The sequence below is a fragment of the Methylobacterium sp. 1973 genome (assembly GCF_040545035.1).
In the GTDB taxonomy this organism is placed as follows: domain Bacteria; phylum Pseudomonadota; class Alphaproteobacteria; order Rhizobiales; family Beijerinckiaceae; genus Methylobacterium; species Methylobacterium fujisawaense.
The window spans coordinates 192,286-211,973 of the sequence record NZ_JBEPLA010000005.1 but is presented as its reverse complement, the minus strand read 5'-3'; the positions used below and the strand labels follow the sequence as shown (position 1 = coordinate 211,973).

Here is a 19,688-nt window from a genome sequence, read left to right as displayed (position 1 = left end):
TGGCGCAGGCTCGTCGTCGATGTCGGACCAGCACGAAAGCTTGGAAGCCGGGCCGCACCCCGCTCCCATTGCCGTCATCGGGGCAGGCTTCAGCGGCACGATGGCGGCGATACAGCTGCTCGCCCGCTTGCCGCCGCACCAGTCGGTTCTGTTGTGTGAACGGGCGGAGCGCTTCGGGAGCGGTCGCGCCTACGCCACCGGGAACCCCGACCACCTGCTCAACGTGCGCGCCGCCAACATGAGCGCCTATCCCGACCGGCCCTCCCATTTCGAAGACTGGCTTTCGAAGATCGCCGCGGGTGAGGCGGGCACCGGTGCCGGCAACCCCGCGATCGGGCAGGGACATGTGGGCATCTGGCGGACCCCGGCCGGGACCTTCGCGGCACGCGGGCTATACGGAGATTATCTGGCGGCGCTTCTGACCGAAGCGGTGACAGGCGGTTCGACGCCGCGGCTGCACCTGATCAACGACATGATCATCGACCTCGTGCCGGACGAGGACCGTCTGGTCATGGTTGCCGAGGGCGGCCGACGCGTCGACGTCGCGGGTGCGGTGCTGGCGATGGGCAACCTCGCCCTGCCCCAGGAACCGGAAAGCCGCTTCCGGGGCGATCCGTGGAAGCCGGAGCATGACGCGCGGCTGCATCCGGATCATCCGGTTCTCATCATCGGGACCGGTCTCAGCATGGTCGATGCGGTGATCAGTCTTCGGCGCCAAGGCTTTCGCGGGCAGATCATCGCGCTCTCGCGGCGGGGGCAGATCCCGGCCGTGCACGTACGCGCCGCCCCCTGGCCGCGTCCGGACTTCACGGCCGCAGAGACCCGTTCGATCACCCGGCTTCTGGGCCGGATCCGCCGGGAGGTCGCCTCCGCGGCGGAGGCTCGCATCGCCTGGCACGGGGTGATCGACGCTCTGCGGCCGGTTACGGACGCCCTCTGGCTCGGCTTGCCGCCAGCCGACCAGGCGCGCTTCCTGCGCCATCTCCGCCCGTTCTGGGACACGCATCGGCACCGCTCCGCACCGCCCACGGGCGCGGCCATCGCCGACGAGATCGAAGCCGGCTCGCTTCAAGTGCTCGCCGGAAAGCTGGTGGCGATCGAGGATCAGACCGGTGAAGCGCGCGTCACGTACCGGCCGCGGGGGGCATCCGAACCCAGAACCCTCGGCGTGCAGCGCATCTTCGATGTTCGCGGCGTCGGACGGGTCGCGGATACGACCGACCCGCTTCTGCGCAATCTGATCGGTCGCGGCCTTGTCCGAGCCGGTCCGTTCGGCCTCGGTCTTGCCGTGCGCCTCGATCTGACGGTCCTGGGTGCATCCGATACAGCGGCGCGCCTCTGGACTCTGGGCCCCTTGCTCCGCGGCGCATACTGGGAATGCACGGCCGTGCCGGACATCCGCAACCAAGCCGTCGACCTGGCTCGGTCCGTCGCGGCGGCGCAGGAACCGTCCGCATCGCTTGAGCCCTCTGCACAGGCTTGAGAGTCGGTCCCGATCAGGTTGCCGAGCGGGGAGGGTGAGCGTCGAGCACCCGCGCCACCGTCAGTCGTAGTGTCTGGACACTTCGATACCCCACCGCCGCCGCCACAACCCGGGGCGGGCGTCCTTCGGCCGCAAGCGCGAGTGCGCGGATCACCCGGGCCCGGGCCCGCCAATCACCGAAACTCAGGCCCGTCTCGGCGCGGAACCCCCGGGTCAGCGTCCGCCGGCTCGCCCCGGCCCGGTCGGCCCAGGCATCGAGGTCGTCCTCCGAGGCCGGATTCTCGATCAGCTCCAGGCAGACCCGGCGCAGGCGTGCGTCGCGCGGGAGTGGCAGGGCGAGCGGCGTGGCGGGGGCCCGGCCGATCTCGTCGAGGACCAGAGCGGCGAGATGGCCGCCACGGCCATCCTCTGCGTAAAGCACAGGCTCCTCGGCCAGCGCCGTAAGCGCGGAGGCGAGGAGCCGCGACACCGCGATCACCCGGCAACTCGCCGGGAAGGACCGAACCGCGGCGGGATCCAGATAGGCCGAGCACATCGAGACGGCGCCGTGGGTCGCGACCGCGTGCGGCAGCCGCGGCGGGATCCAGAGCGCGTGCCCCTCGGGAACGACCCAGGTGCCGTCCTCCGCGAACGCCATCATCAGCCCGGCCGTGGCGTAGAGCAGCTGCGCGCGGGGATGGAAGTGCCGGGCGAGATGCATCCCGGCCGCGTAGGTCTTGGGCATCACTGCGACCGGGCGCGGGACGTCCTGATAGTCGGCCGCCTCGGTCGACCGCTTCGCGGCGACAGGTGCCTCCGTCAACATTGGCCCGTTCGCATACATATCCGGCCCAACACCACCATCGGGTCAGGCTATCAGCGCGCAGTCCCGGAGGATACGCCGCGATGGATTCCGATACGCTGTCCCGCCGCACCCTGCGCTTCGTCAACGTCGCGCATGCCCTCGACCATTTCGTACTGCTGATCTACCCGACCGCCGTCATCGCCATCGCGGCCCAGACGGGGCTCGGCTACGGCGAGTTGATCGGGCTCGCCACCGGCGCCTTCGTGGCCTTCGGCCTGTGCTCCCTCCCGATGGGTTCGCTCGCCGACCGGTTCGGGCGGCGCAACATGCTGGCGGTGTTCTTCTTCGGTTACGGCCTGTCCTGCCTCGGCGTGGCGAGCGCCTCGACGCCGCTGGCCTTCGCCCTCTGGCTCTGCGTGCTCGGGCTCGCCTCGGCGATCTACCACCCGGTCGGCTCGGCCATGCTGGTGACCCATGCCCGCCGGCTCGGGCGCGATCTCGGCATCAACGGCGTCTGGGGCAATTTCGGCGCGGCCTCGGCTTCCGGACTCACGGCGCTGCTCGCCGCCGCCGTCAGTTGGCGCGCGGCCTTCGTGGTCCCGGGCCTCGTCTGCCTCGCCTGCGGGGCCGCCTTCCTGGCCCTGGTGCCGGGCGACGGGGACGCCTCGGGCCAGAAGGCCGGCGGCGCGGCGGTGATCCCGGTGACCCGGCCCTGGGCGCTGCTGGCGATGTTCGCCCTGTCGATCTTCGCGGGCGGCCTGACCTTCAACCTGACGACGATCAGCCTGCCGAAGGTGATCGACGAGGGCGTCGGGCAGGCGCTGCCGCTGGCGCTCACCGGCTCCCTCGCCACCGGCGTGTTCCTGTTCGGCGCGCTGATGCAGTTGGCCATGGGCCGCCTCATCGACCGCTACAGCCTGCCGTCCCTGTTCGTGGCGCTCTCGGTGTTGCAGCCGGTGGGGCTCGGGATCGCCGCCCTCTCCACCGGCCTGCCGCTGCTCGCCGGGCTCGTGCTGGCCATGACGGCGATCTACGGGCAGGTGGTGATCAACGACGCGATGATCGCCCGCTACGTCCCGCCCGTCTACCGGGCCCGGGCCTACAGCCTGCGCTACTTCGTGGGCTTCACGGCGAGCGGCTTCGTGGTGCCGGCGATCGCCCTCCTGCATGACCGCGGCGGCTTCGCGCTGGTTCTCGGCGTCGCCTCCGCCTGCGGCGCGGTGATCTGGCTCTCGGCCCTCGGCTTCCTGCGGCTGACCCAGGGCGGCGGACAGTCCGCTCTGGCGGCCGCCGAGTAGCGCGGCGGTTTGCGGGTCCGGCCCGGCGCTGCTACGCGGCGCCGGTCCGAGCCGCGAGCAACCCGTGACCGATCTGTCCCTCGTCATCCGGCCCGAGCGGCCGGAGGATGCCCCCGCCATCGAGCGGCTTCATGCCCGGGCCTTCGGCCCCGGCCGCTTCGCCCGTACCGCCTACCGCCTCCGCGAGGGCGCGGCCGAGCGGATCGATCTCGGCATCACCGCCTCGGTGGGCAGCTTCCTCGTCGGCTCGGTCCGGATGGGGCCCGTGCGGACCGGGGCGACATCCTTCGTGATGCTCGGTCCGCTGGCCGTCGATCCGAGCTTCGCGGGCCGCGGCATCGGCGGTACCCTGACCCGCGCGGCGATCGAGGGGGCGCAGCAGGCGGGCGAGGGTCTCGTGATCCTCGTCGGCGACGCGCCCTACTACGCCCGCTTCGGCTTCACGCCGGTCCCGCCCGGGCGCCTGAGCCTGCCGGGACCGGTCGACCCCGCGCGCCTGCTGTGGCTGGAACTGGCCGACGGATTCAGCGCAGGCGCGTCCGGCCTCGTCGAGGCCCGCGGCGCGTCACTTTAAGGGACACCGCCGCGCGCCTCCGGCAGCGCGCGGGGGCCATGGCGGCGAAGAAAGCTGACGCCGTCGGCGAGCGCGAGCCCGTCAGGCCCGCCGGAGCGCCAGCGCGGCGATCAGCCCGGCGGAGAGGAGCGCCAGCGCCACCGGCGTCGCCGAGGTCGCGGGCCAGGCCGAGGCGGCCGCCGTGAACAGCGCCCCGAAGGTCATCTGCGTGAAGCCGTAGAGGCTGGAGGCTGAGCCGGCCGCGTGCGGATCGACGTTCATCAGCCCCGCCACCGCGTTGGGGCTGAGCAGGCCGACGCCCACCGCGTAGGCGAAGAGCGGCACGATCAGGCTGACGACGCCGAGCATCCCCGTGCGGTCCACGATCAGCAGCGTCAGCGCCGCGGCGATGCAGAGGAGATTGCCGCTCCGCGCCGCCTTTCGGATCGGCACCCGGGTGGCGAGTCGGCTCGCCAGGACGGCCCCGCCGACCATGCCGAACACGACGATCAGGCAGTCGAATCCCACCTCCTGAGAGGAGCGCCCGAGCCGGTCCACGAGGAGGAACGGCGCCACGGCCAGGAAGGCGTAGAGGCTGGTCCCGCCGCAGGCCCCCGCCACCAGATAGGCGCGGAACACGGGGATCCGCACGAGCCGGAGGTAGCCGGACAGAACCGCGACGAATCCCGGCAGCGCCACCTTGTGGCGGTTGGTCTCGGGCAGGGTGAAGACCACGAGCGCGCCCAGCAGGGCGACGAGGCCGGCCAGCACCACGAACACGGCGCGCCAGCCGAAGGCCTCGGTCACGACGCCGCCGATCGCCGGCGCCAGGGCGGGCGTGAGCGTCATCGCGGTGGTGAGGATCGCGAGCTTCCGGGCGGCGTCCTCGCGGGTGGAGACGTCGCGCACCATCGCCCGGCCGATCACCAGGGAGCCGCAGGCGCCGAGCGATTGCAGGACCCGGGCGACGAGCAGGACGCCGATGTTCGGCGCCGGGATCGCGAGCAGCAATCCGGCGAGATAGAGGCCGAGGCCGCCGATCAGGACCGGCCGCCGGCCGTACCGGTCCGAGAGCGGGCCGTAGAGCAGCTGACCGCCCGCAAGCCCGATCAGGTAGACGGTGATCGTCAGTTGCGCGCCGGCGGCGTTGGTGCCGAGGTCCACGGCCGCCGCCGCCAGCGCCGGCACGAAGATGTGCAGCGCCACCGTCCCGGTCATGGTCACGGCAACGAGCAGCGGGAGGGGCGCCCGGCGCTCCTCCCCAACGGAACTTCGGTCAGCCAAGGGGTCCTACGCGGTTTTCAATCCGGCACGATGCCGGGGCGCGGCCGCCTTAGAGCAAGGGGCGCGCCCGGAGCCATGCCGGCGGAACGCGCCTGACACGCGAGGGGCGGGACCGTCCGGAGCCCCGCACCCGGCCCGTGCCTCTACTCCTTCGGAAGCGGCTGCGGGGTCGGCAGCGGCGCGTTCAGGTCCTTGGTCGGGCCGCCGACCTCGAGATCCTTCGCCCGGTCGACCGCCTCGGGATTGGCCTGCGCGGGCGGCTCCTTGGCGGCCGGCGCCGTCGGCGCGGTCGGCTCGGCGGGGATCAGGCTCGAAGGCTGACCCTGCTGGTCGCTGTCATGGGCGCCGGCCGGCGGAGCCGGGGCGTTGCGGTCGCTCGATTCGCCGGTCGTCCGCGGGCTGCCGGGCGACTTCGCCTCGACCGGCTTGGCGGTGCCGGTATCGGCGGGCTTGGCCGGGCTGTCCTTGCCCTCGGACGCCTTGCCGGCGGCGGGCTTGTCGGCGGACGGCTTCTCGGCGGGCGCAGCCGCAGGCTTGTCGTCAGGCTTGGCCGCCGCAGGCGCAGCCGACGGGGCCTCGTCCTTCTCGACGGCGGGCAGCGGCTTCGGCGTCTCGGCCAGGGTTCGCAGATAGGCGATGACGTTGGCCCGCTCCTGCGGCGAAGCGATGCCGGCGTAGGCCATCTTCGTGCCCTTCACGTAGCCCTTCGGGTTGGTGAGGAACCCGTCGAGGTCGGCATAGGTCCACGTGCCGCCCTTCTCCTTCAGGGCCGCCGAATAGTCGAAGCCCGGATGTGAGGCCTTCGGCCGCTCCACGACCCCGTACAGGTCGGGACCGACCTTGTTCGGGCCGCCCTTCTCGAAATTGTGGCAGGCATGGCAGGCCTTGGTGCCGGCCTCGCCCTTCTCGACATTGGCGCTGGCGAGGCGGACGGCGATCGGCTCAACCTTGGCCTCGGGCGCCGCGGCGGCGGCCTCGGGCTGCGGCTCGGGGAGGTCGTAGCCGGCGTTGCCCGCCGGCTTCGGGTGGTAGATCAATTCGGCGACGAAACCCGATCCGGCCGCGAACAGAAGGGCGCCGAGGACCGCACCCAGGACCTTGTTCACCTCGAACGAGTTCATGCTCTTCTCGCAACTCGGCCGTGCCGATCGCGCGCCTGACACGGGCGAGCGGGCTCGGACACCGGACATTGGAAGATTTCGAGGTTGCCTTAGCGGTTCCGGGCGGCTCCTGACAATGCCACCAGAGGGCTCCGCGTCGCTCCAGCGCAGGATTGTTCCACTGAATTGCCCAGCTTGTCACCGAGTGGCACATTTTCTCCACTGCGCTCCGGCCCGTCTCCAGGGGGACGACAATCGGGGGCCGGCCTGTTAAGCAGCCGGCCGCCTGCCGCCGCGGCCCCGATCCGCGCATCCGGATCCGAATCTCGATGTCCGATCCCCTGGTCCTGATCCCGGCCCGCCTCGCCGCGACCCGCCTGCCGAACAAGCCGCTGGCCGACATCGCCGGCGAGGCCATGATCGTCCATGTCTGGCGCCGGGCCATGGAGGCCGGCATCGGCCCCGTGGTGGTGGCCACCGACACGGCGGAGATCGCCCGGACGGTCGAGGCCGCGGGCGGCCTCGCGGTGATGACCCGGGCCGATCATCCGTCGGGCTCCGACCGCCTCGCCGAGGCGCTCGACATCGTCGATCCGGAAGGTCGCCACGACGTGGTCGTCAACGTACAGGGCGACCTGCCGACCATCGACCCGGCGATCATCGGCGCCTCCATCGTGCCGCTGGCCGACCGCACCGTCGACATCGTCACCCTCTGTGCGCCGATCACCGACCCCCACGAGGCCGACAACCCGAACGTGGTCAAGCTCGTCGGCCACATGGTCGGTCCGGGGCGCCTGCGCGCCCTGTACTTCACCCGCGCCCGGGCTCCCTGGGGCGACGGGCCGCTCTGGCACCATATCGGCCTGTACGCCTACCGGCGCAGGGCGCTCAGCCGATTCGTGGCCTTGCCGCCCGGCGAGCTGGAGATGCGCGAGAAGCTGGAGCAGCTGCGGGCGCTCGAAGCCGGCATGCGCATCGACGCCGCCATCGTCGACGACCTGCCGCTGGGCGTCGACACCCCCGCCGACCTGGAGCGCGCCCGCGCCCTGCTCCAGAGCCGGCGCCTGAACTGACCCGACGAACGAATCCAGACCGCCATGACAGACCGCACCATCGCCTATCAGGGGGAGCCCGGGGCGAACTCGCACATCATCTGCGCGGAGGCGTATCCGGACTGGACGCCGCTGCCCTGCCCGACCTTCGAGGACGCCTTCGCGGCGGTGACAGAGGGGCGCGCCCGGCGGGCGATGATCCCGATCGAGAACTCGATCGCGGGTCGCGTCGCCGACATCCACCACCTGATCCCGATCTCGCCTCTTCACATCGTGGCCGAGCACTTCCTGCCGATCCACTTCCAGCTGATGGTCCTGCCGGGCACGCAGCGCGAGGCTTTGAAGAGCGTCCACAGCCACGTCCATGCCCTGGGCCAGTGCCGCCGGATCATCCGCCGGCTCGGCCTGAAGGCCGTGGTCGCCGGCGACACCGCCGGGGCCGCCCGCGAGATCGCCGAGATCGGCGACCCGAGCCGGGCGGCTCTGGCGCCCGCACTCGCCGCCGGAGTCTACGGCCTCGACATCCTGGAGCGCGACGTCGAGGACGAGGCGCACAACACCACCCGGTTCGTGGTGTTCTCCCCGGAGCCCCAGCCGGTGGAACAGGGCACCGTGCCCTGTGTGACGAGCTTCGTGTTCCGTGTGCGCAACATCCCGGCCGCGCTCTACAAGGCGCTCGGCGGATTCGCGACCAACGGCGTCAACATGTCGAAGCTCGAGAGCTACATGGTCGACGGCGAATTCACCGCCACGCAGTTCTACGCCGAGGTCGACGGCCATCCGGACGATCCGGGCCTCAGCCGGGCGCTGGACGAACTCGGCTACTTCTCGCGCGAATTGCGGGTGATCGGCACCTACCCGGCCCACCCCTTCCGCGAGATGGCGCGGCCGGCGGCGGAGTGATCCTCACTCCCGCCGGAGCACCCGGTCCACCGCCAGATCCGACCAGAAGCCCGGCCGGAAATCGCGCTTGAGCGCCTCGGGGTCGTAGATGGTCTCGACCCAGGTCAGGAAGTCGAGCCCCCTCGCCTCGCCCTCGATGCGATACCGGGCGAAGAATGCGTCGAGGATGCCGGTCTTGGCGAAACGGAGATGGCCGTAGCGGGCGGAGAGCTGCCGGGCGGCCTCGGCCACCGGGCGCCCCTCGTGCAGGATCAGGTAGAGGGCCGAGGCGAGGCCGGCCCGGTCGGCGCCGGACTTGCAGTGCATCACCGCCGGGTACTCGATGCCGGCGAAGAAGGCCTTGGCGCCAAGGATGGTGGCCCGGTCCGGCGCTTCCCGCGAGCGGAGCACGAACTCGACCAGCTTGAGCCCGTGGCGCTCGCAGGCCTCGCGCTGCAGCGGCCAGGACCCGTGCTCGCGCCCGCCGCGCAGGGAGATGATCGTCCGCACGCCCTCGGCCCGGAAGCGGGCGAGCTGATGAGGACCGGGCTGGGCCGAGCGCCAGAGGGCGCCGGAGCCGACGCGGTGCCGGTTGAGATAGGCGAGGCGGAAGACGCCGTGGTCGATCAGCAGCATGCTGGCCCAGGCCATGAGACGGTCGCCGGGGCCGGCGATCGGCCGCTCGAAGCGGGCGATCCGGGCCATGCGGCGCGCGTAGCGCCTCTCGGGCTTGAGGAAGCGGTTGAACAAGGCCGTGCTGCCGGGGGAACCGAGCCCGGGCTCTACCAGCCGCCCGCCGGCCCGGCAATTCGCGGGCCGGCGGGCCGGCACCGGCATCACGCGACGTCACGCGACCTCACGCAGGCCGACGCGACGCGGCGCCATTCTTGCCTTCACTCCGCCTGGATCGGCATCGAACCTGCGCGGGCCGCGCGGGTTATCCGCCGGTCGGACGACGGGAGGCCCGAAGCCCATGAGCACGCGCACCACGAGCATCCGCCGGGCCCGCGAGGCCGATCTCGGCGGCTTGTCCAAGGTGTTCGATGCCTCCTGGCGCGAGGCCTATCGCGGCATCATCCCGGGCGTCGCTCTGGAGCGGGTGATCTCGACCCGGGACCGGGCCTGGTGGCAGAGCGCCCTGCGCCGCGGCCGGCCGATCGCGGTGGTGGAGACGGGCGAACTCGTCGTCGGCTACGCGGCCTACGGACGGACGCGCAGCCGGGCGCTCGGCACCGAGGCCGAGATCGACGAACTCTACCTGTTGCCGGAGTATCAGGGCGTCGGCCTCGGCCGGCGCCTGTTCCGGGCGGTGCGCAACGACCTCGCGGATCACGGCCTCACGCGGCTGGGCGTGTGGAGCCTGGAGGACAATGTCCGCGCCGGCGCCTTCTACGAGGGGCTCGGCGGCGTCGCCGGCCCGCGGGCGCTGGACCGCGTGGCGGGCATCCCGCTCCCCAAGGTGGGCTTCCTGTTCGGCTAACGTTTTCCAGCGCTCGTTGCCGGGCCGCACCATCGGCCGATTTGCTTTGCCAAGCGGCGCCACTAAGAGATCCGGGAAGCGGACGAGACCGCATTCCGGAAGCGACACGCCATGAAGATCGACGCCATCCCGCTCGGCAAGAAGCCGCCGCACGACGTCAACGTGATCGTCGAGGTGCCGCTCGGCGGCGAACCGATCAAGTACGAGATGGACAAGGAATCCGGCGCGCTGGTCGTCGACCGGTTTCTCTATACCCCGATGTTCTATCCGGGGAATTACGGCTTCATCCCCCACACCCTGTCGGGCGACGGCGATCCCTGCGACGTGCTGGTGGCCAACACCCGCGCCGTGCTGCCGGGCGCGATCATCAGCGCGCGTCCCGTGGGCGTGATGGTGATGCAGGACGAGGGCGGCGAAGACGAGAAGATCATCGCGGTGCCCTCGCGCCACCTGACCAAGCGGTACGACCGGGTCGAGAACTACACCGACCTGCCCGAGATCACGATCCAGCAGATCCAGCACTTCTTCGAGCACTACAAGGATCTGGAACCCGGCAAGTGGGTCAAGTTCGTCCGCTGGGGCGACAAGGAAGAGGCCCACCGGCTGATCGAGGAAGCGATCGAGCGCGCCAAGGCCAAGAAGTAAGCGGGGCGGCCGCTCCCGCCCGGGAGCGGCCCATGTCCCTCAGCCGTCGATGCGGCGCAGCCCGACCTTGTAGCGCCGGGCATTCTCCACGTAGCGCAGGGCGGCCTGCCGCAGCCCCTCGACCGCGGCCTCGTCGAGGGTGCGCACGGCCTTGGCCGGCGCCCCGACGATCAGGCTGTGATCCGGGAATTCCTTGCCCTCGGTGACCAGCGCGTTGGCGCCGATGAGGCAGCCGCGGCCGATCCGGGCGCCGTTCAGGACCGTCGCCCCCATGCCGACGAGGCTGCCGTCGCCGATGGTGCAGCCGTGCACGATCGCGCCGTGGCCGACCGTGACGTCGCTGCCGATGACGAGGGGAAACCCGGGATCGACGTGCATGATCACGCCCTCCTGGACATTGGTGCGATCGCCGATGCGGATCGGCTCGTTGTCGCCGCGCAGAGCCGCGCCGAACCAGATGCCGACATCGAGGCCGAGATGCACGCGGCCGACCACCTGCGCGTCGGGCGCGATCCAGACCCGGGCGGGGTCGGCGAGGTCGGGGACGTGATCGTCGAGGGCGTAGAGCGGCATGGCGGCCTTTCGTGGGGATCGGGCTTAACGGCCGCGCGATGCGGCCGGGATCGCGACGGATGACGCGCATCGCCTGTCGCGGGAATGGTACGGCGCGTCCAGGCTGCCAATGCTAGGCTGGTTCCGCAAGCAGCCTCGACCTGGACGGGAAACAGAGATGGCGCGATTCCCGGCTCTGATCGGTCTGACGGTGATCCTGCTGACGCAGGGGGCGGGGGCGGCGGACCTGCGGGAGCGGTCGCCCCTGGGCCGGTTCCGGGCGACCTGCGAGGATCTCGCGACCTTCTGCTTCGCCGATGCCTGCGGCGGCGACCAGATCGCTGCGGCCCAGGGCTGCCGGGCGCGCTGCCCGAGCGCGTCGATCATCGATGTCGTGCCGAGCGTCTGCCGGCCGCCCGACGTCCAACCGGCGATAGGTCTCCGGCGCCGGGGCTGAGTTTCCGTCGCGTCCGGTCTCCGGGAGAAAATTCCGCCCGCTGCGGCAACGAAACGCGGAGCGCGGCATTGACCGGTCTCGGACAGTTGAACAACGGGGACGCGCACAGATGCTCGTGAACGCGCGCGAGGCCCGCCGTCGCACTCTGCTGACAAGCAATCTTCACCCGCCCGAGGGCGGCCTGAACGCCGATCCAATTCTATATGGTGTCGCCGCGGGTTTGGCCTCGCTGTTTCCGCCCGTAACGGCGCAAGCGCAGGATCGTTCCGAGCCGCGCGGACATGCCGAGGGTGACCGGCCCGGGGACAGGACGGCGTCCCGGTAAGACGCCGCCAGCGCCGCCTGTCAGGAAGCCAGTCGCGCGAGAAGGAGCAGCGTCGCCACAGCCGGCACGGCGGTGGCGAGCCATAGGGCGCCGGGATGAAACCCCTCGGGCCCCGTGAAACGGAGGCTCCGCGTCACCGTGGGACGCGAGCGGTCCCCGCGTCCGATCCCGATTCCGACTGGCATCCGTGGCCTCCTCGATACACGAGGAATGAGCCCCGACGCCCCTCAAGGCCGTCTGAATCGGCGGCCGCCATCATGCGGCGTGGTGAACCGCTCCTTAAAGGGCGCGGTCGAACTTCAGCTCGCCGTTCGGGCTCTTGAGCACGAGCTGCGAGCCGACCAAGTCCCACACCGCCGAGGTGCGCAGGGCGATGAAGAACGCCTGCTCGGCGGCGGCGAGGCCCTTGTCGCAGCTCTTCTTGGTGAGTGCGAGCGGGCCCACGGCGATGTGCTGCTCCTTGAGCGGGAATGCGGTCGCCGCGAAGGTGTTGCAACCGCCGTAGCCGCGGGCGCGGTACTGCTTGTCGATGATGAAGCTCGGCCGGTCGCCACCCGTGAAGGGCTTTCCGTTGAGGCTCACGGCGGTCCAGGTCGAATCGAGCGGGAAGATCTTCTCGCTGGCCTTGGTCCCCGGCACGTACTGGGGCTTCTTCTCCTCTTCGCCGCCGGGGCGGCGATTGCCCCGGCCGAAGCCCGTCGGCGAACCGCCCATCTGGGCCTGCGCCTGCGTCACCGCGGATAGGTCCATAGCCAGCACGGCACAGGCCAAGCTCGCGATCAGCACCCCTCTCATCGTCCAGTCCCCATGTCGCGCGCACCGCGCGCAGGTTGTCCCGGTCCGGAGGCGCCACGCCGGCCGCGCAGCACGGCCCCGCGAGAGACCGCTCCGAATCCTTGCGCCTTGGCGGATGCGACAGGATTTCAGCACAATTATGGTCGCGCTCCGACCGGATGTTCCCGGAAACGATCCGCGACCGCAATCGTTGTTGATGATACCCGAGGAGGAGAGTGAGCGTGGCAGGATCGGACGAGGGCGCACAGAGCGGAACGCAGGCGCCCATCATGAGCCCCGCGCAGTCGCGGGCGGCCCGTGGGCTGCTCGGCTGGTCGCAGGCCGATCTCGCGGGCAAAGTCGGCCTGGACGAGCACTTCGTGCGGGATTTCGAGGGCGGCTACAGCGACCCGCCGAGCGGGCAGATCGAGGCCCTGCGGAGCGCCCTCAGCGCAGCCGGCGCGGTGTTCGCCGACGCCCCGACCCTCGGCGTCCATCTGGCGGCCGGACCGGGCGTCGACGAGGGCACCCGCGCCGACGCACTCACCACCGAGAACGATCGGTAACGCCCGCCGGAATTCCGGAACGCGCCGCTCATGGCGTGTTCAGGCGCAGGATCCGAGAACCAGGGACGCCCGAACCCGCGCACCGTCCTTGGAGCGTCCCGTGATCGATCTCGTCAGCAGCCCGTCGCCGCGCGACCGGCGTCCTGTCTTCGAACGGACCGGAGGCCAGTGATGCGCGCCGACACCTTTCTGGCCGCCGCCGACGCGTTGCCCCTGGCGAGCCTCGATGCCCTCCTGGGGAGCCGGGGGCTGGTAATCGTCGCGCCCCACCCCGATGACGAGAGCCTCGGATGCGGCGGCCTGATCGCAGCCGCTCGGGCGTCCGGGCGGCCCGTTCACCTCGTCGTGGTCAGCGACGGATGCGGCTCGCACACGCAGTCCCGCCTCTATCCGCCGGAGAAGCTGCGCGCCCTGCGCGAGGCGGAGACGCAGCGGGCCGGAGCGGTGCTCGGCCTCGGATCCGGGGACGTGACCTTCCTGCGCCTGCCCGACGCCCATGTCCCGAGCGACGGGCCGGAGGCCGACGCGGCTGCGGCGGCCGTCGCCCGCGCGGCCGCGGCGATCGGGGCCGGCGCGGTCTTCGTCACGTGGCGCCACGATCCCCATTGCGATCACAAGGCGGCCGCCGCGATCGTCGCCCGCGCCCGACCGCAGATGCCGGGAGTCCGGGTCTATGAGTATCCCGTCTGGGGCTGGACCCTACCGCCCGAGACCGAGGTCGGCCCAAGCCCGACCGGCCTGCGCCTCGACGTCTCCGCCTATCGCGAGACCAAGGCGCGGGCCGTGGCGGCGCACGAATCGCAGACCACCGACCTGATCGCGGACGATCCCCAGGGCTTCCGGCTCGAGCCCGCCATGATCGACCGGCTCTGCGGTCCCTACGAGCGCTTCGTCGCGATCCCCGCATGACCCGGCGGACCCAGACCCTGCCGGAGGATTACTTCCGCGGCATCTACGCCAGCGACCCGGATCCCTGGCGCTTCACCTCCTCGCCCTACGAACGCGAGAAATACGCGGCGACGCTGGCGGCCCTTCCCCAGCCGCGCTACCGGTCCGCCTTCGAGCCGGCCTGCTCGATCGGCGTCTTCACCCGCGCCCTCTCGGAACGCTGCGCCAGGCTCCTCGCCACCGATCTGGTCCCGGCCGCCGCGGAGGCCGCCCGGGCGCGATGCGCGGATCGTCCCCATGTCGAGATCCGGCAGGGGACCATGCCGGCGGACTGGCCGACCGGGCCCTTCGACCTGATCGTCCTTTCCGAGTTCCTGTACTTCCTGGCCCCGCCGGATTTCGCCGAGCTCGTGCGCCGGGCCGGCGAGACGATCGCGCCCGGCGGGGACATCGTTCTGGTGCACTGGCTGGGCGAGACCGATTACCCGCTTTCGGGCGATGGTGCCGCCGATGGCTTCATCCGCCTCTCCGCCGCCTTCGCCCAGGTCCTGAGTCAGTCGCGGACCCCCGATTATCGGATCGATGTCCTGCGCGCCGGAGCCGCGTCGTGAGCATCGCGGTCATCACGCTCAACAAAGGTCGGCGCGCACACCTGACCCGCCTGCTCGACGGTCTCGGTCGCGGCGATCCGCCCGATCGCTGCGTCGTCGTCGAGATCGGCGGCGATGAGGCGCCCTACCCGGCGCTACCCTTCCCGGTGGAGCGCGTCGCGTTCCCGCATGCCGGCCTGCCCCTCGCGGCGGCGCGCAATGCCGGGCGCCGGGCGGCCCAGGCCGAGACGCTGATCTTCCTCGACGTCGATTGCATCCCCTCGGCGGGGCTCGTCGCGGGCCTGTCGCGGGCGGTGGCCGAGCAGGACGGCCTGATTTGCTGCGAGATCGGCTACCTGCCGGCCGGCGCGGTGGCGGATGGATGGTGCGCGGCGGATCTGGAGCGGTTCGGCCAGCCGCACCCGGTGCGGGCCTTCCCGTCCGCAGGCGTGGTGGCGCCGGCACCGCAGGCCGGGCTGTTCTGGTCGCTCGCCTTCGCGGTGCGCGCCGAGACCTATGACCGCCTCGGCGGGTTCGACGAAACCTTTTCCGGCTACGGCGCGGAGGACACCGATCTGGCGTTCCGGGCGGAGAAGGCGGGGGTGCCGATCCTGTTCCTGGGAGGCCCCCGGGCCTACCACCAGCATCATCCGGGCTACGACCCGCCCCTGCAGCATTTCCGCGACATCGTCGCCAACGCGGCCCGCTTTCACGACCGGCACGGGATCTGGCCGATGGACGGCTGGCTCGACGGGTTCGCCCGGCTCGGGCTGATCGCGGCGGATCGGTCGAACGGGATCGTCATCCATCGCGACCCGACTCGGGACGAGATGGCTGCGGCGCGGCTGCCGGACGATCGGCCGTTCTAGGGCCGTCGCGGCCGCCGCGCCGCAGAGTTTGTCCCTTCTCCCGAAGAGACTGGTGAGGGGTGAACCCGCTCCGGGGCCTTCTCCAACCCTCATCCGAACCTGTCACGCGGTCACGGGCTTGCCCGCGATCCGCTCTGATCTGCCCCGGGGCCCGGCAAGCCCGGCCCCGGTCATGCAGCTGCTTGGCGCGCCGTTCGGGCGGCCTCAGCCCTTCATGGCGTTCGCCTTCTCGATCAGCGCCTCGGCCATGCGGATCGAGGCGATGTCGATGAGGCGTCCGTCCAGGGACACGGCGCCGCGGCCGGCCTTGGCGGCCTCTTCCATGGCCTCGAGAATGCGGCGGGCCTTGGTGACCTCGGCTTCCGAGGGGGTGAACACCTCGTTGGCGAGATCGATCTGCGACGGGTGGATCGCCCACTTCCCTTCGAAGCCGAGGGCGGCGCAGCGGCGGGCCGCCGAGCGGTAGCCGTCCGGATCCGAGAAGTCGCCGAACGGTCCGTCGATCGGGCGCAGGCCGTAGGCGCGGCAGGCCACCAGCATGCGGTTCTGAGCGAACAGCCACGGATCCTGCCAGTGGGTCTGGCGATTGCCGGCCTCGTCCTTGTCGGTGAGCACCGAGAAGTCGGGGTTCACGCCGCCGATCACCGTCGAGCGGGCGCGGGTCGAGGCGGCGTAATCGGCCACGCCGAAGGACATCGCCTCCAGGCGCTTCGACGACTGGGCGATCGCCTCGACATTGGCCATGCCGAGCGCGGTCTCGATCAGCACCTCGAAGCCGATCTGCTTGTCACGCTTCTTGGCCTGCTCGATCTGGGTGACCAGCACGTCGATGGCGTAGACGTCGGCCGGCACGCCGACCTTCGGGATCAGCACCATGTCGAGGCGCGGGCAGGCTTCGACGATGTCGACCACATCGCGGTACATGTAGTGGGTGTCGAGACCGTTGATGCGGATCATCATGGTCTTGTTGCCCCAATCCAGGTCGTTGAGCGCCTGGATGATGTTGGTGCGGGCCTTCTCCTTGTCGTCGGGGGCGACCGCGTCCTCGAGGTCGAGGAAGATCACGTCGGCGGCCGACTGCGCCGACTTCTCCATGAAGGTCGGGTTGGAGCCGGGGACCGCGAGTTCGGACCGGTGCAGGCGCGGCTTGGCCTGCTGGATCAGGGTGAAGCTCATCTTGGATTCTCTCTCCTGGTGACGGTTCTGATGCCGTTGCGGGGCTGGACCCCGTTCACCGGCGGCAAATGGCGCGCACTGAGCTGCCTGACAGGGCGCGCAGGCGCGTTTCGATCCGATCCCTCAACGTGCGAGGCCCGCACCGCCTCACCCGGTCGCCCCGAAGCCGACCGCGATGCAGTTGATGGACAGGAGCAGGGCCGACTTCACCGCCTCGCGCCGGTCCTCGTCGGTCTCGGCGCGGTAGCGGGCGAGCAGTTCCACCTGCTCGCGGCTGACCTGGTTGATGGTCGGAAGCCGCCCCTTCAGGCGGTCCCGGAACAGGGGGAAGCGCTCGGCGAGATCCGCGCCGCCGCTCACCCGCAGCACCATCTCCCGGGTCAGTGCGTATTCGGCCTCGATCATCGAGAAGATCCGGTCCCGGATCGCCGCATCCGGGACGAGGCCCGCATAGGCGCGGGCGATGTCGAGATCGACCATCATCAGCGTCTTCTCGACCTCGTCGAGGACGAGGCGGAGGATGCGGGATTCGTTGAACAGCCGCTTGAGGGTCGCCTCGCCGTCGCGGCCGCGCACGTCGATGAAGCTCGCGAGCCCGGACCCGACCCCGTACCAGCCGGTGATCACGTGCCGGTTCTGCGACCACGCGAACACCCAGGGGATCGCCCGCAGGTCCGAGAGCGAGCGGGCGCCGAACCGGCGGGCCGGCCGCGAGCCGATGTTGAGGAGCGCGATCTCGTCCAGCGGGCTCGCGGCCTGGAAGTAATCGACGAGGCCGTCGGTCTGGAGCAGCTGGACGTAGGCCGCCCGGGACGCGCCGGCCAGCGCCTCCAGGGCGTCGTCGTGGCCGGGGCCCGCCCGCTCGCCGTCGCCGGCGAGCGCGTGCTCGAACACCGAGGCGGCGAGCAGCTCCATCTGGTAGGCGGCGGTGCCGCGGTTGGCGTACTTGAACGAGACGACCTCGCCCTGCTCGGTGGTGCGGAACCGGCCGCGGATCGAGCCCGGCGGCTGGGCCATGATGCCGCGATGGGTCGGCACGCCGCCGCGGCTCACCGAGCCGCCGCGCCCGTGGAAGAAGGCGATGCCGACACCGAGTTCCTCGCCGAGCCGGGTCAGCTTGCTCTGCGCCTTGTAGAGCTCCCAATTGGCGGCGACGAAGCCGCCGTCCTTGTTGGAGTCGGAATAGCCGATCATGACCTCCTGGACCCCGCCCTGCCAGCGGGTGGAGCGGCGCACCACCGGCACGCCGAGCAGCGCCCGCATGATCGCCGGGGCGGCACGCAGGTCGTCGATGGTCTCGAACAGGGGCACGATCGGCAGCGGGCAGATCTCCGTCCCGGCCGCGTCGAGGAACACCCCCGCCTCCTTGGCCAGCAGGTAGGCGCCGAGGACGTCCTCCACCGAGCGGGTCATCGACAGCACGAAGGCGCCGAACGCCTCCCGGTCGAGGGCCTCGCGCATCTCGGCGACGAGGGCGAAGGTGGCGAGGGTCTCCCGGGCGGCGTCGGGCAGGTCCTCGAAGGACCGCTCGGGATCACGGGGCCGGGCGAGTTCGGTATCGAGCCACTGGCGCCACGCGGTCGAACCGAGGGCCGGCGGCTCGCCGTCGCCGTTGCGCTGGCGCCAGAGGGCATGGAGCGTGTCGGTGGTCCGCGTGGTGTTCTCGCGCAGGTCGAGCCGGACCGTCGAGAAGCGGAAGATCTCCACCATGCGCCGGACAGGGCGGACGAGATCCCGCGCCAGCGCCCCGCACTTGGCCTCCGTCAGGCCGCGCTCCAGCGTGCGCAGGTCCTCGATCAAGCCGTCGGCGCTGGCGTAGTCGGGACCGGACGGGTGCTCACCTTCGTTGCGGGCGATCGTCGCCTCGATCTTGCGCAGGACGCAGGAGAGATATTGGCGATAAGGCTCGCCCGGGTTGCGCCGGGTGATGGCGCGGGCCTGGCCGCTCTCGGCGAGCTGCCGTTCGAGTTCCGCGTGAAAGCTTTCGGGCAGCGGCAGCGAGCGCTCGGTGAGCGAGAGGGTCCGGCCCAGTTCGCGCACGCCGTCGCGGTAGCGGGTGAGCGAGGCCAGGGCGTTGCGGTGCAGGGTCTGCCGGGTGACCGCGGCCGTGACGTAGGGGTTGCCGTCCCGGTCGCCGCCGATCCAGGAGCCGAACTGGAAGAACGGCGGCACCTTGAAGTCCGTGCCCGGATAGGTCTCGGCGAGGGCCTCGTGCAGGGTCTCCAGGGTCTCGGGCAGCATCTCGAACAGGGTCTCGTCGAAGAAGTGCAGCCCCCAGGCCACTTCCCGCTCGACCGTCGCCTTCTCCAGGTGCAGCTCGCCCGTCATCCAGACCAGCTCGATCTGGTCGCGGAGCTCGTTCATGAGCCCGTTGCGCTCACGATCGGTCCAGCGCGGCATCTCCAGCTCGCGCAGCACGAGGTAGATCCGGCGGAACTTCTCCAGCACCGTCACGCGCTTGCCCTCGGTGGGGTGCGCGGTGAGCGTCGGGCGGATGCGCAGGTCGCTGAGCAGCGCCTGGATCTTCTCCGGGGGCACGCCCTGCCGGCGGGCATCCGCGAAGACCTTGGCGAAGGAGCCGCTGAGCGCGGCACGGCCTTCCGTGCGCTCCACGTGCCGGCGGCGGCGCATCGCGGCGTTCTGCTCGGCGATGGAGATCAGCTGGAACCAGATGCCCTGCACCTGCAGCGCGCGCGCCAGCATCTGCGGCGAGAAGCGCGAGATGTCGGCCGTGCCGTGCAGGACCGCCTCGAGGTCGGGATCGTGCCGGCGGGCGACATCGAGCAGCGCCTGGAACAGGATGTCCAGCGCCTGCTCGGCCGAGGTGCCGACGATCACCGGCGGCGCGAAGGCTGTCGCGTCGACGAGACCTGGATGTGCGTGAAGGGTGCGGGTCATGAGGCCACCTCGTGGCGCGCGGTTTTCTTGGA

The 19,688-nt window shown here is 71.0% G+C and carries 20 protein-coding genes; 12 read left to right on the top strand and 8 right to left on the bottom strand.

What is annotated here, in order from left to right:
- Positions 1-19 precede the first annotated feature (19 nt).
- On the top strand, positions 20-1,483 hold the full coding sequence (locus tag ABIC70_RS12260) for an FAD/NAD(P)-binding protein (protein WP_354439788.1): 1,464 nt from the start codon (positions 20-22) through the stop codon (positions 1,481-1,483).
- 13 nt (positions 1,484-1,496) lie between these two features.
- On the opposite strand, the gene ABIC70_RS12255 is transcribed toward ABIC70_RS12260, so the two are convergent.
- Positions 1,497-2,288 carry an AraC family transcriptional regulator gene (locus ABIC70_RS12255; protein ID WP_043350024.1) on the bottom strand — a complete coding sequence of 264 codons (792 nt, stop codon included), beginning with the start codon at positions 2,286-2,288 and terminating at the stop codon, positions 1,497-1,499.
- A gap of 80 nt (positions 2,289-2,368) precedes the next feature.
- Here ABIC70_RS12255 and ABIC70_RS12250 point away from each other — a divergent pair, with 80 nt between their 5' ends.
- Positions 2,369-3,565, top strand: coding sequence for an MFS transporter (locus tag ABIC70_RS12250; protein WP_043758956.1), 1,197 nt, complete (start codon positions 2,369-2,371; stop codon positions 3,563-3,565).
- A 64-nt stretch (positions 3,566-3,629) separates the two neighbouring features.
- Positions 3,630-4,139: a GNAT family N-acetyltransferase gene (locus tag ABIC70_RS12245; protein WP_354439787.1), complete on the top strand. Its 510-nt coding sequence runs from the start codon at positions 3,630-3,632 to the stop codon at positions 4,137-4,139.
- 81 nt (positions 4,140-4,220) lie between these two features.
- Here the strand turns inward: ABIC70_RS12245 and ABIC70_RS12240 are convergent, their stop codons facing one another.
- On the bottom strand, positions 4,221-5,402 hold the full coding sequence (locus tag ABIC70_RS12240; protein WP_043381210.1) for a multidrug effflux MFS transporter: 1,182 nt from the start codon (positions 5,400-5,402) through the stop codon (positions 4,221-4,223).
- A gap of 143 nt (positions 5,403-5,545) precedes the next feature.
- Positions 5,546-6,523 carry a c-type cytochrome gene (locus ABIC70_RS12235; RefSeq protein WP_179697108.1) on the bottom strand — a complete coding sequence of 326 codons (978 nt, stop codon included), beginning with the start codon at positions 6,521-6,523 and terminating at the stop codon, positions 5,546-5,548.
- A 308-nt stretch (positions 6,524-6,831) separates the two neighbouring features.
- Here ABIC70_RS12235 and ABIC70_RS12230 point away from each other — a divergent pair, with 308 nt between their 5' ends.
- Together ABIC70_RS12230 and ABIC70_RS12225 are read left to right on the top strand one after the other, a co-directional pair.
- Positions 6,832-7,575 (top strand): 3-deoxy-manno-octulosonate cytidylyltransferase, encoded by a 744-nt coding sequence (locus tag ABIC70_RS12230; protein WP_043347096.1) that lies wholly within the window; start codon positions 6,832-6,834, stop codon positions 7,573-7,575.
- 24 nt (positions 7,576-7,599) lie between these two features.
- The gene (locus tag ABIC70_RS12225) at positions 7,600-8,457 is read left to right on the top strand and encodes a prephenate dehydratase (protein ID WP_354439786.1); all 858 of its coding nucleotides are present in this window, start codon (positions 7,600-7,602) and stop codon (positions 8,455-8,457) included.
- 3 nt (positions 8,458-8,460) lie between these two features.
- On the opposite strand, the gene ABIC70_RS12220 is transcribed toward ABIC70_RS12225, so the two are convergent.
- A complete protein-coding gene (locus ABIC70_RS12220; RefSeq protein ID WP_354439830.1) occupies positions 8,461-9,186 on the bottom strand; it encodes a tyrosine-protein phosphatase in 726 nt (241 codons plus the stop codon).
- 223 nt (positions 9,187-9,409) lie between these two features.
- Here ABIC70_RS12220 and ABIC70_RS12215 point away from each other — a divergent pair, with 223 nt between their 5' ends.
- Positions 9,410-9,916, top strand: a complete 507-nt coding sequence (locus ABIC70_RS12215; protein WP_043347102.1) for a GNAT family N-acetyltransferase — start codon at positions 9,410-9,412, stop codon at positions 9,914-9,916.
- Positions 9,917-10,027: 111 nt separating this feature from the next.
- Positions 10,028-10,561 carry an inorganic diphosphatase gene (gene ppa / locus ABIC70_RS12210; RefSeq protein ID WP_043347104.1) on the top strand — a complete coding sequence of 178 codons (534 nt, stop codon included), beginning with the start codon at positions 10,028-10,030 and terminating at the stop codon, positions 10,559-10,561.
- A 39-nt stretch (positions 10,562-10,600) separates the two neighbouring features.
- On the opposite strand, the gene ABIC70_RS12205 is transcribed toward ppa, so the two are convergent.
- The gene (locus ABIC70_RS12205; RefSeq protein ID WP_182592839.1) at positions 10,601-11,134 is read right to left on the bottom strand and encodes a gamma carbonic anhydrase family protein; all 534 of its coding nucleotides are present in this window, start codon (positions 11,132-11,134) and stop codon (positions 10,601-10,603) included.
- Between the two features lie 157 nt (positions 11,135-11,291).
- Here ABIC70_RS12205 and ABIC70_RS12200 point away from each other — a divergent pair, with 157 nt between their 5' ends.
- Entirely contained in the window at positions 11,292-11,570 is a 279-nt protein-coding gene (locus ABIC70_RS12200; RefSeq protein ID WP_043347108.1) for a hypothetical protein, read from the top strand.
- Positions 11,571-12,174: 604 nt separating this feature from the next.
- Here ABIC70_RS12200 and ABIC70_RS12195 read toward each other — a convergent pair.
- Complete coding sequence (locus ABIC70_RS12195) at positions 12,175-12,690, bottom strand: META domain-containing protein (RefSeq protein WP_043381219.1); 516 nt, start codon at positions 12,688-12,690, stop codon at positions 12,175-12,177.
- A gap of 221 nt (positions 12,691-12,911) precedes the next feature.
- Here ABIC70_RS12195 and ABIC70_RS12190 point away from each other — a divergent pair, with 221 nt between their 5' ends.
- From ABIC70_RS12190 to ABIC70_RS12175, 4 genes are all read left to right on the top strand, one after another.
- Positions 12,912-13,235 carry a helix-turn-helix domain-containing protein gene (locus ABIC70_RS12190; protein ID WP_354439785.1) on the top strand — a complete coding sequence of 108 codons (324 nt, stop codon included), beginning with the start codon at positions 12,912-12,914 and terminating at the stop codon, positions 13,233-13,235.
- Positions 13,236-13,406: 171 nt separating this feature from the next.
- Positions 13,407-14,144, top strand: coding sequence for a PIG-L deacetylase family protein (locus ABIC70_RS12185; protein ID WP_354439784.1), 738 nt, complete (start codon positions 13,407-13,409; stop codon positions 14,142-14,144).
- Positions 14,141-14,734 carry a class I SAM-dependent methyltransferase gene (locus tag ABIC70_RS12180; protein ID WP_182592837.1) on the top strand — a complete coding sequence of 198 codons (594 nt, stop codon included), beginning with the start codon at positions 14,141-14,143 and terminating at the stop codon, positions 14,732-14,734. Before ABIC70_RS12185 ends, ABIC70_RS12180 begins: the two co-directional genes overlap by 4 nt.
- Positions 14,731-15,582: a glycosyltransferase family 2 protein gene (locus ABIC70_RS12175; RefSeq protein WP_354439783.1), complete on the top strand. Its 852-nt coding sequence runs from the start codon at positions 14,731-14,733 to the stop codon at positions 15,580-15,582. The genes ABIC70_RS12180 and ABIC70_RS12175 overlap by 4 nt, the downstream gene beginning before the upstream one ends.
- Positions 15,583-15,786: 204 nt before the next feature.
- On the opposite strand, the gene ABIC70_RS12170 is transcribed toward ABIC70_RS12175, so the two are convergent.
- Both ABIC70_RS12170 and ABIC70_RS12165 read right to left on the bottom strand, forming a co-directional pair.
- The gene (locus ABIC70_RS12170; protein ID WP_043355694.1) at positions 15,787-16,758 is read right to left on the bottom strand and encodes an HpcH/HpaI aldolase/citrate lyase family protein; all 972 of its coding nucleotides are present in this window, start codon (positions 16,756-16,758) and stop codon (positions 15,787-15,789) included.
- 147 nt (positions 16,759-16,905) lie between these two features.
- On the bottom strand, positions 16,906-19,656 hold the full coding sequence (locus tag ABIC70_RS12165; protein ID WP_053609022.1) for a phosphoenolpyruvate carboxylase: 2,751 nt from the start codon (positions 19,654-19,656) through the stop codon (positions 16,906-16,908).
- Positions 19,657-19,688: the final 32 nt, after the last annotated feature.

Coding starts and splice junctions, on each gene's coding strand:
- ABIC70_RS12260 (WP_354439788.1), top strand. CDS start 20: ATGTCGGACCAGCACGAAAGCTTGGAAGCCGGGCCGCACCCCGCTCCC.
- ABIC70_RS12255 (WP_043350024.1), bottom strand. CDS start 2,288: ATGTTGACGGAGGCACCTGTCGCCGCGAAGCGGTCGACCGAGGCGGCC.
- ABIC70_RS12250 (WP_043758956.1), top strand. CDS start 2,369: ATGGATTCCGATACGCTGTCCCGCCGCACCCTGCGCTTCGTCAACGTC.
- ABIC70_RS12235 (WP_179697108.1), bottom strand. CDS start 6,523: ATGAACTCGTTCGAGGTGAACAAGGTCCTGGGTGCGGTCCTCGGCGCC.
- ABIC70_RS12230 (WP_043347096.1), top strand. CDS start 6,832: ATGTCCGATCCCCTGGTCCTGATCCCGGCCCGCCTCGCCGCGACCCGC.
- ABIC70_RS12225 (WP_354439786.1), top strand. CDS start 7,600: ATGACAGACCGCACCATCGCCTATCAGGGGGAGCCCGGGGCGAACTCG.
- ABIC70_RS12215 (WP_043347102.1), top strand. CDS start 9,410: ATGAGCACGCGCACCACGAGCATCCGCCGGGCCCGCGAGGCCGATCTC.
- ppa (WP_043347104.1), top strand. CDS start 10,028: ATGAAGATCGACGCCATCCCGCTCGGCAAGAAGCCGCCGCACGACGTC.
- ABIC70_RS12205 (WP_182592839.1), bottom strand. CDS start 11,134: ATGCCGCTCTACGCCCTCGACGATCACGTCCCCGACCTCGCCGACCCC.
- ABIC70_RS12200 (WP_043347108.1), top strand. CDS start 11,292: ATGGCGCGATTCCCGGCTCTGATCGGTCTGACGGTGATCCTGCTGACG.
- ABIC70_RS12195 (WP_043381219.1), bottom strand. CDS start 12,690: ATGAGAGGGGTGCTGATCGCGAGCTTGGCCTGTGCCGTGCTGGCTATG.
- ABIC70_RS12185 (WP_354439784.1), top strand. CDS start 13,407: ATGCGCGCCGACACCTTTCTGGCCGCCGCCGACGCGTTGCCCCTGGCG.
- ABIC70_RS12180 (WP_182592837.1), top strand. CDS start 14,141: ATGACCCGGCGGACCCAGACCCTGCCGGAGGATTACTTCCGCGGCATC.
- ABIC70_RS12170 (WP_043355694.1), bottom strand. CDS start 16,758: ATGAGCTTCACCCTGATCCAGCAGGCCAAGCCGCGCCTGCACCGGTCC.
- ABIC70_RS12165 (WP_053609022.1), bottom strand. CDS start 19,656: ATGACCCGCACCCTTCACGCACATCCAGGTCTCGTCGACGCGACAGCC.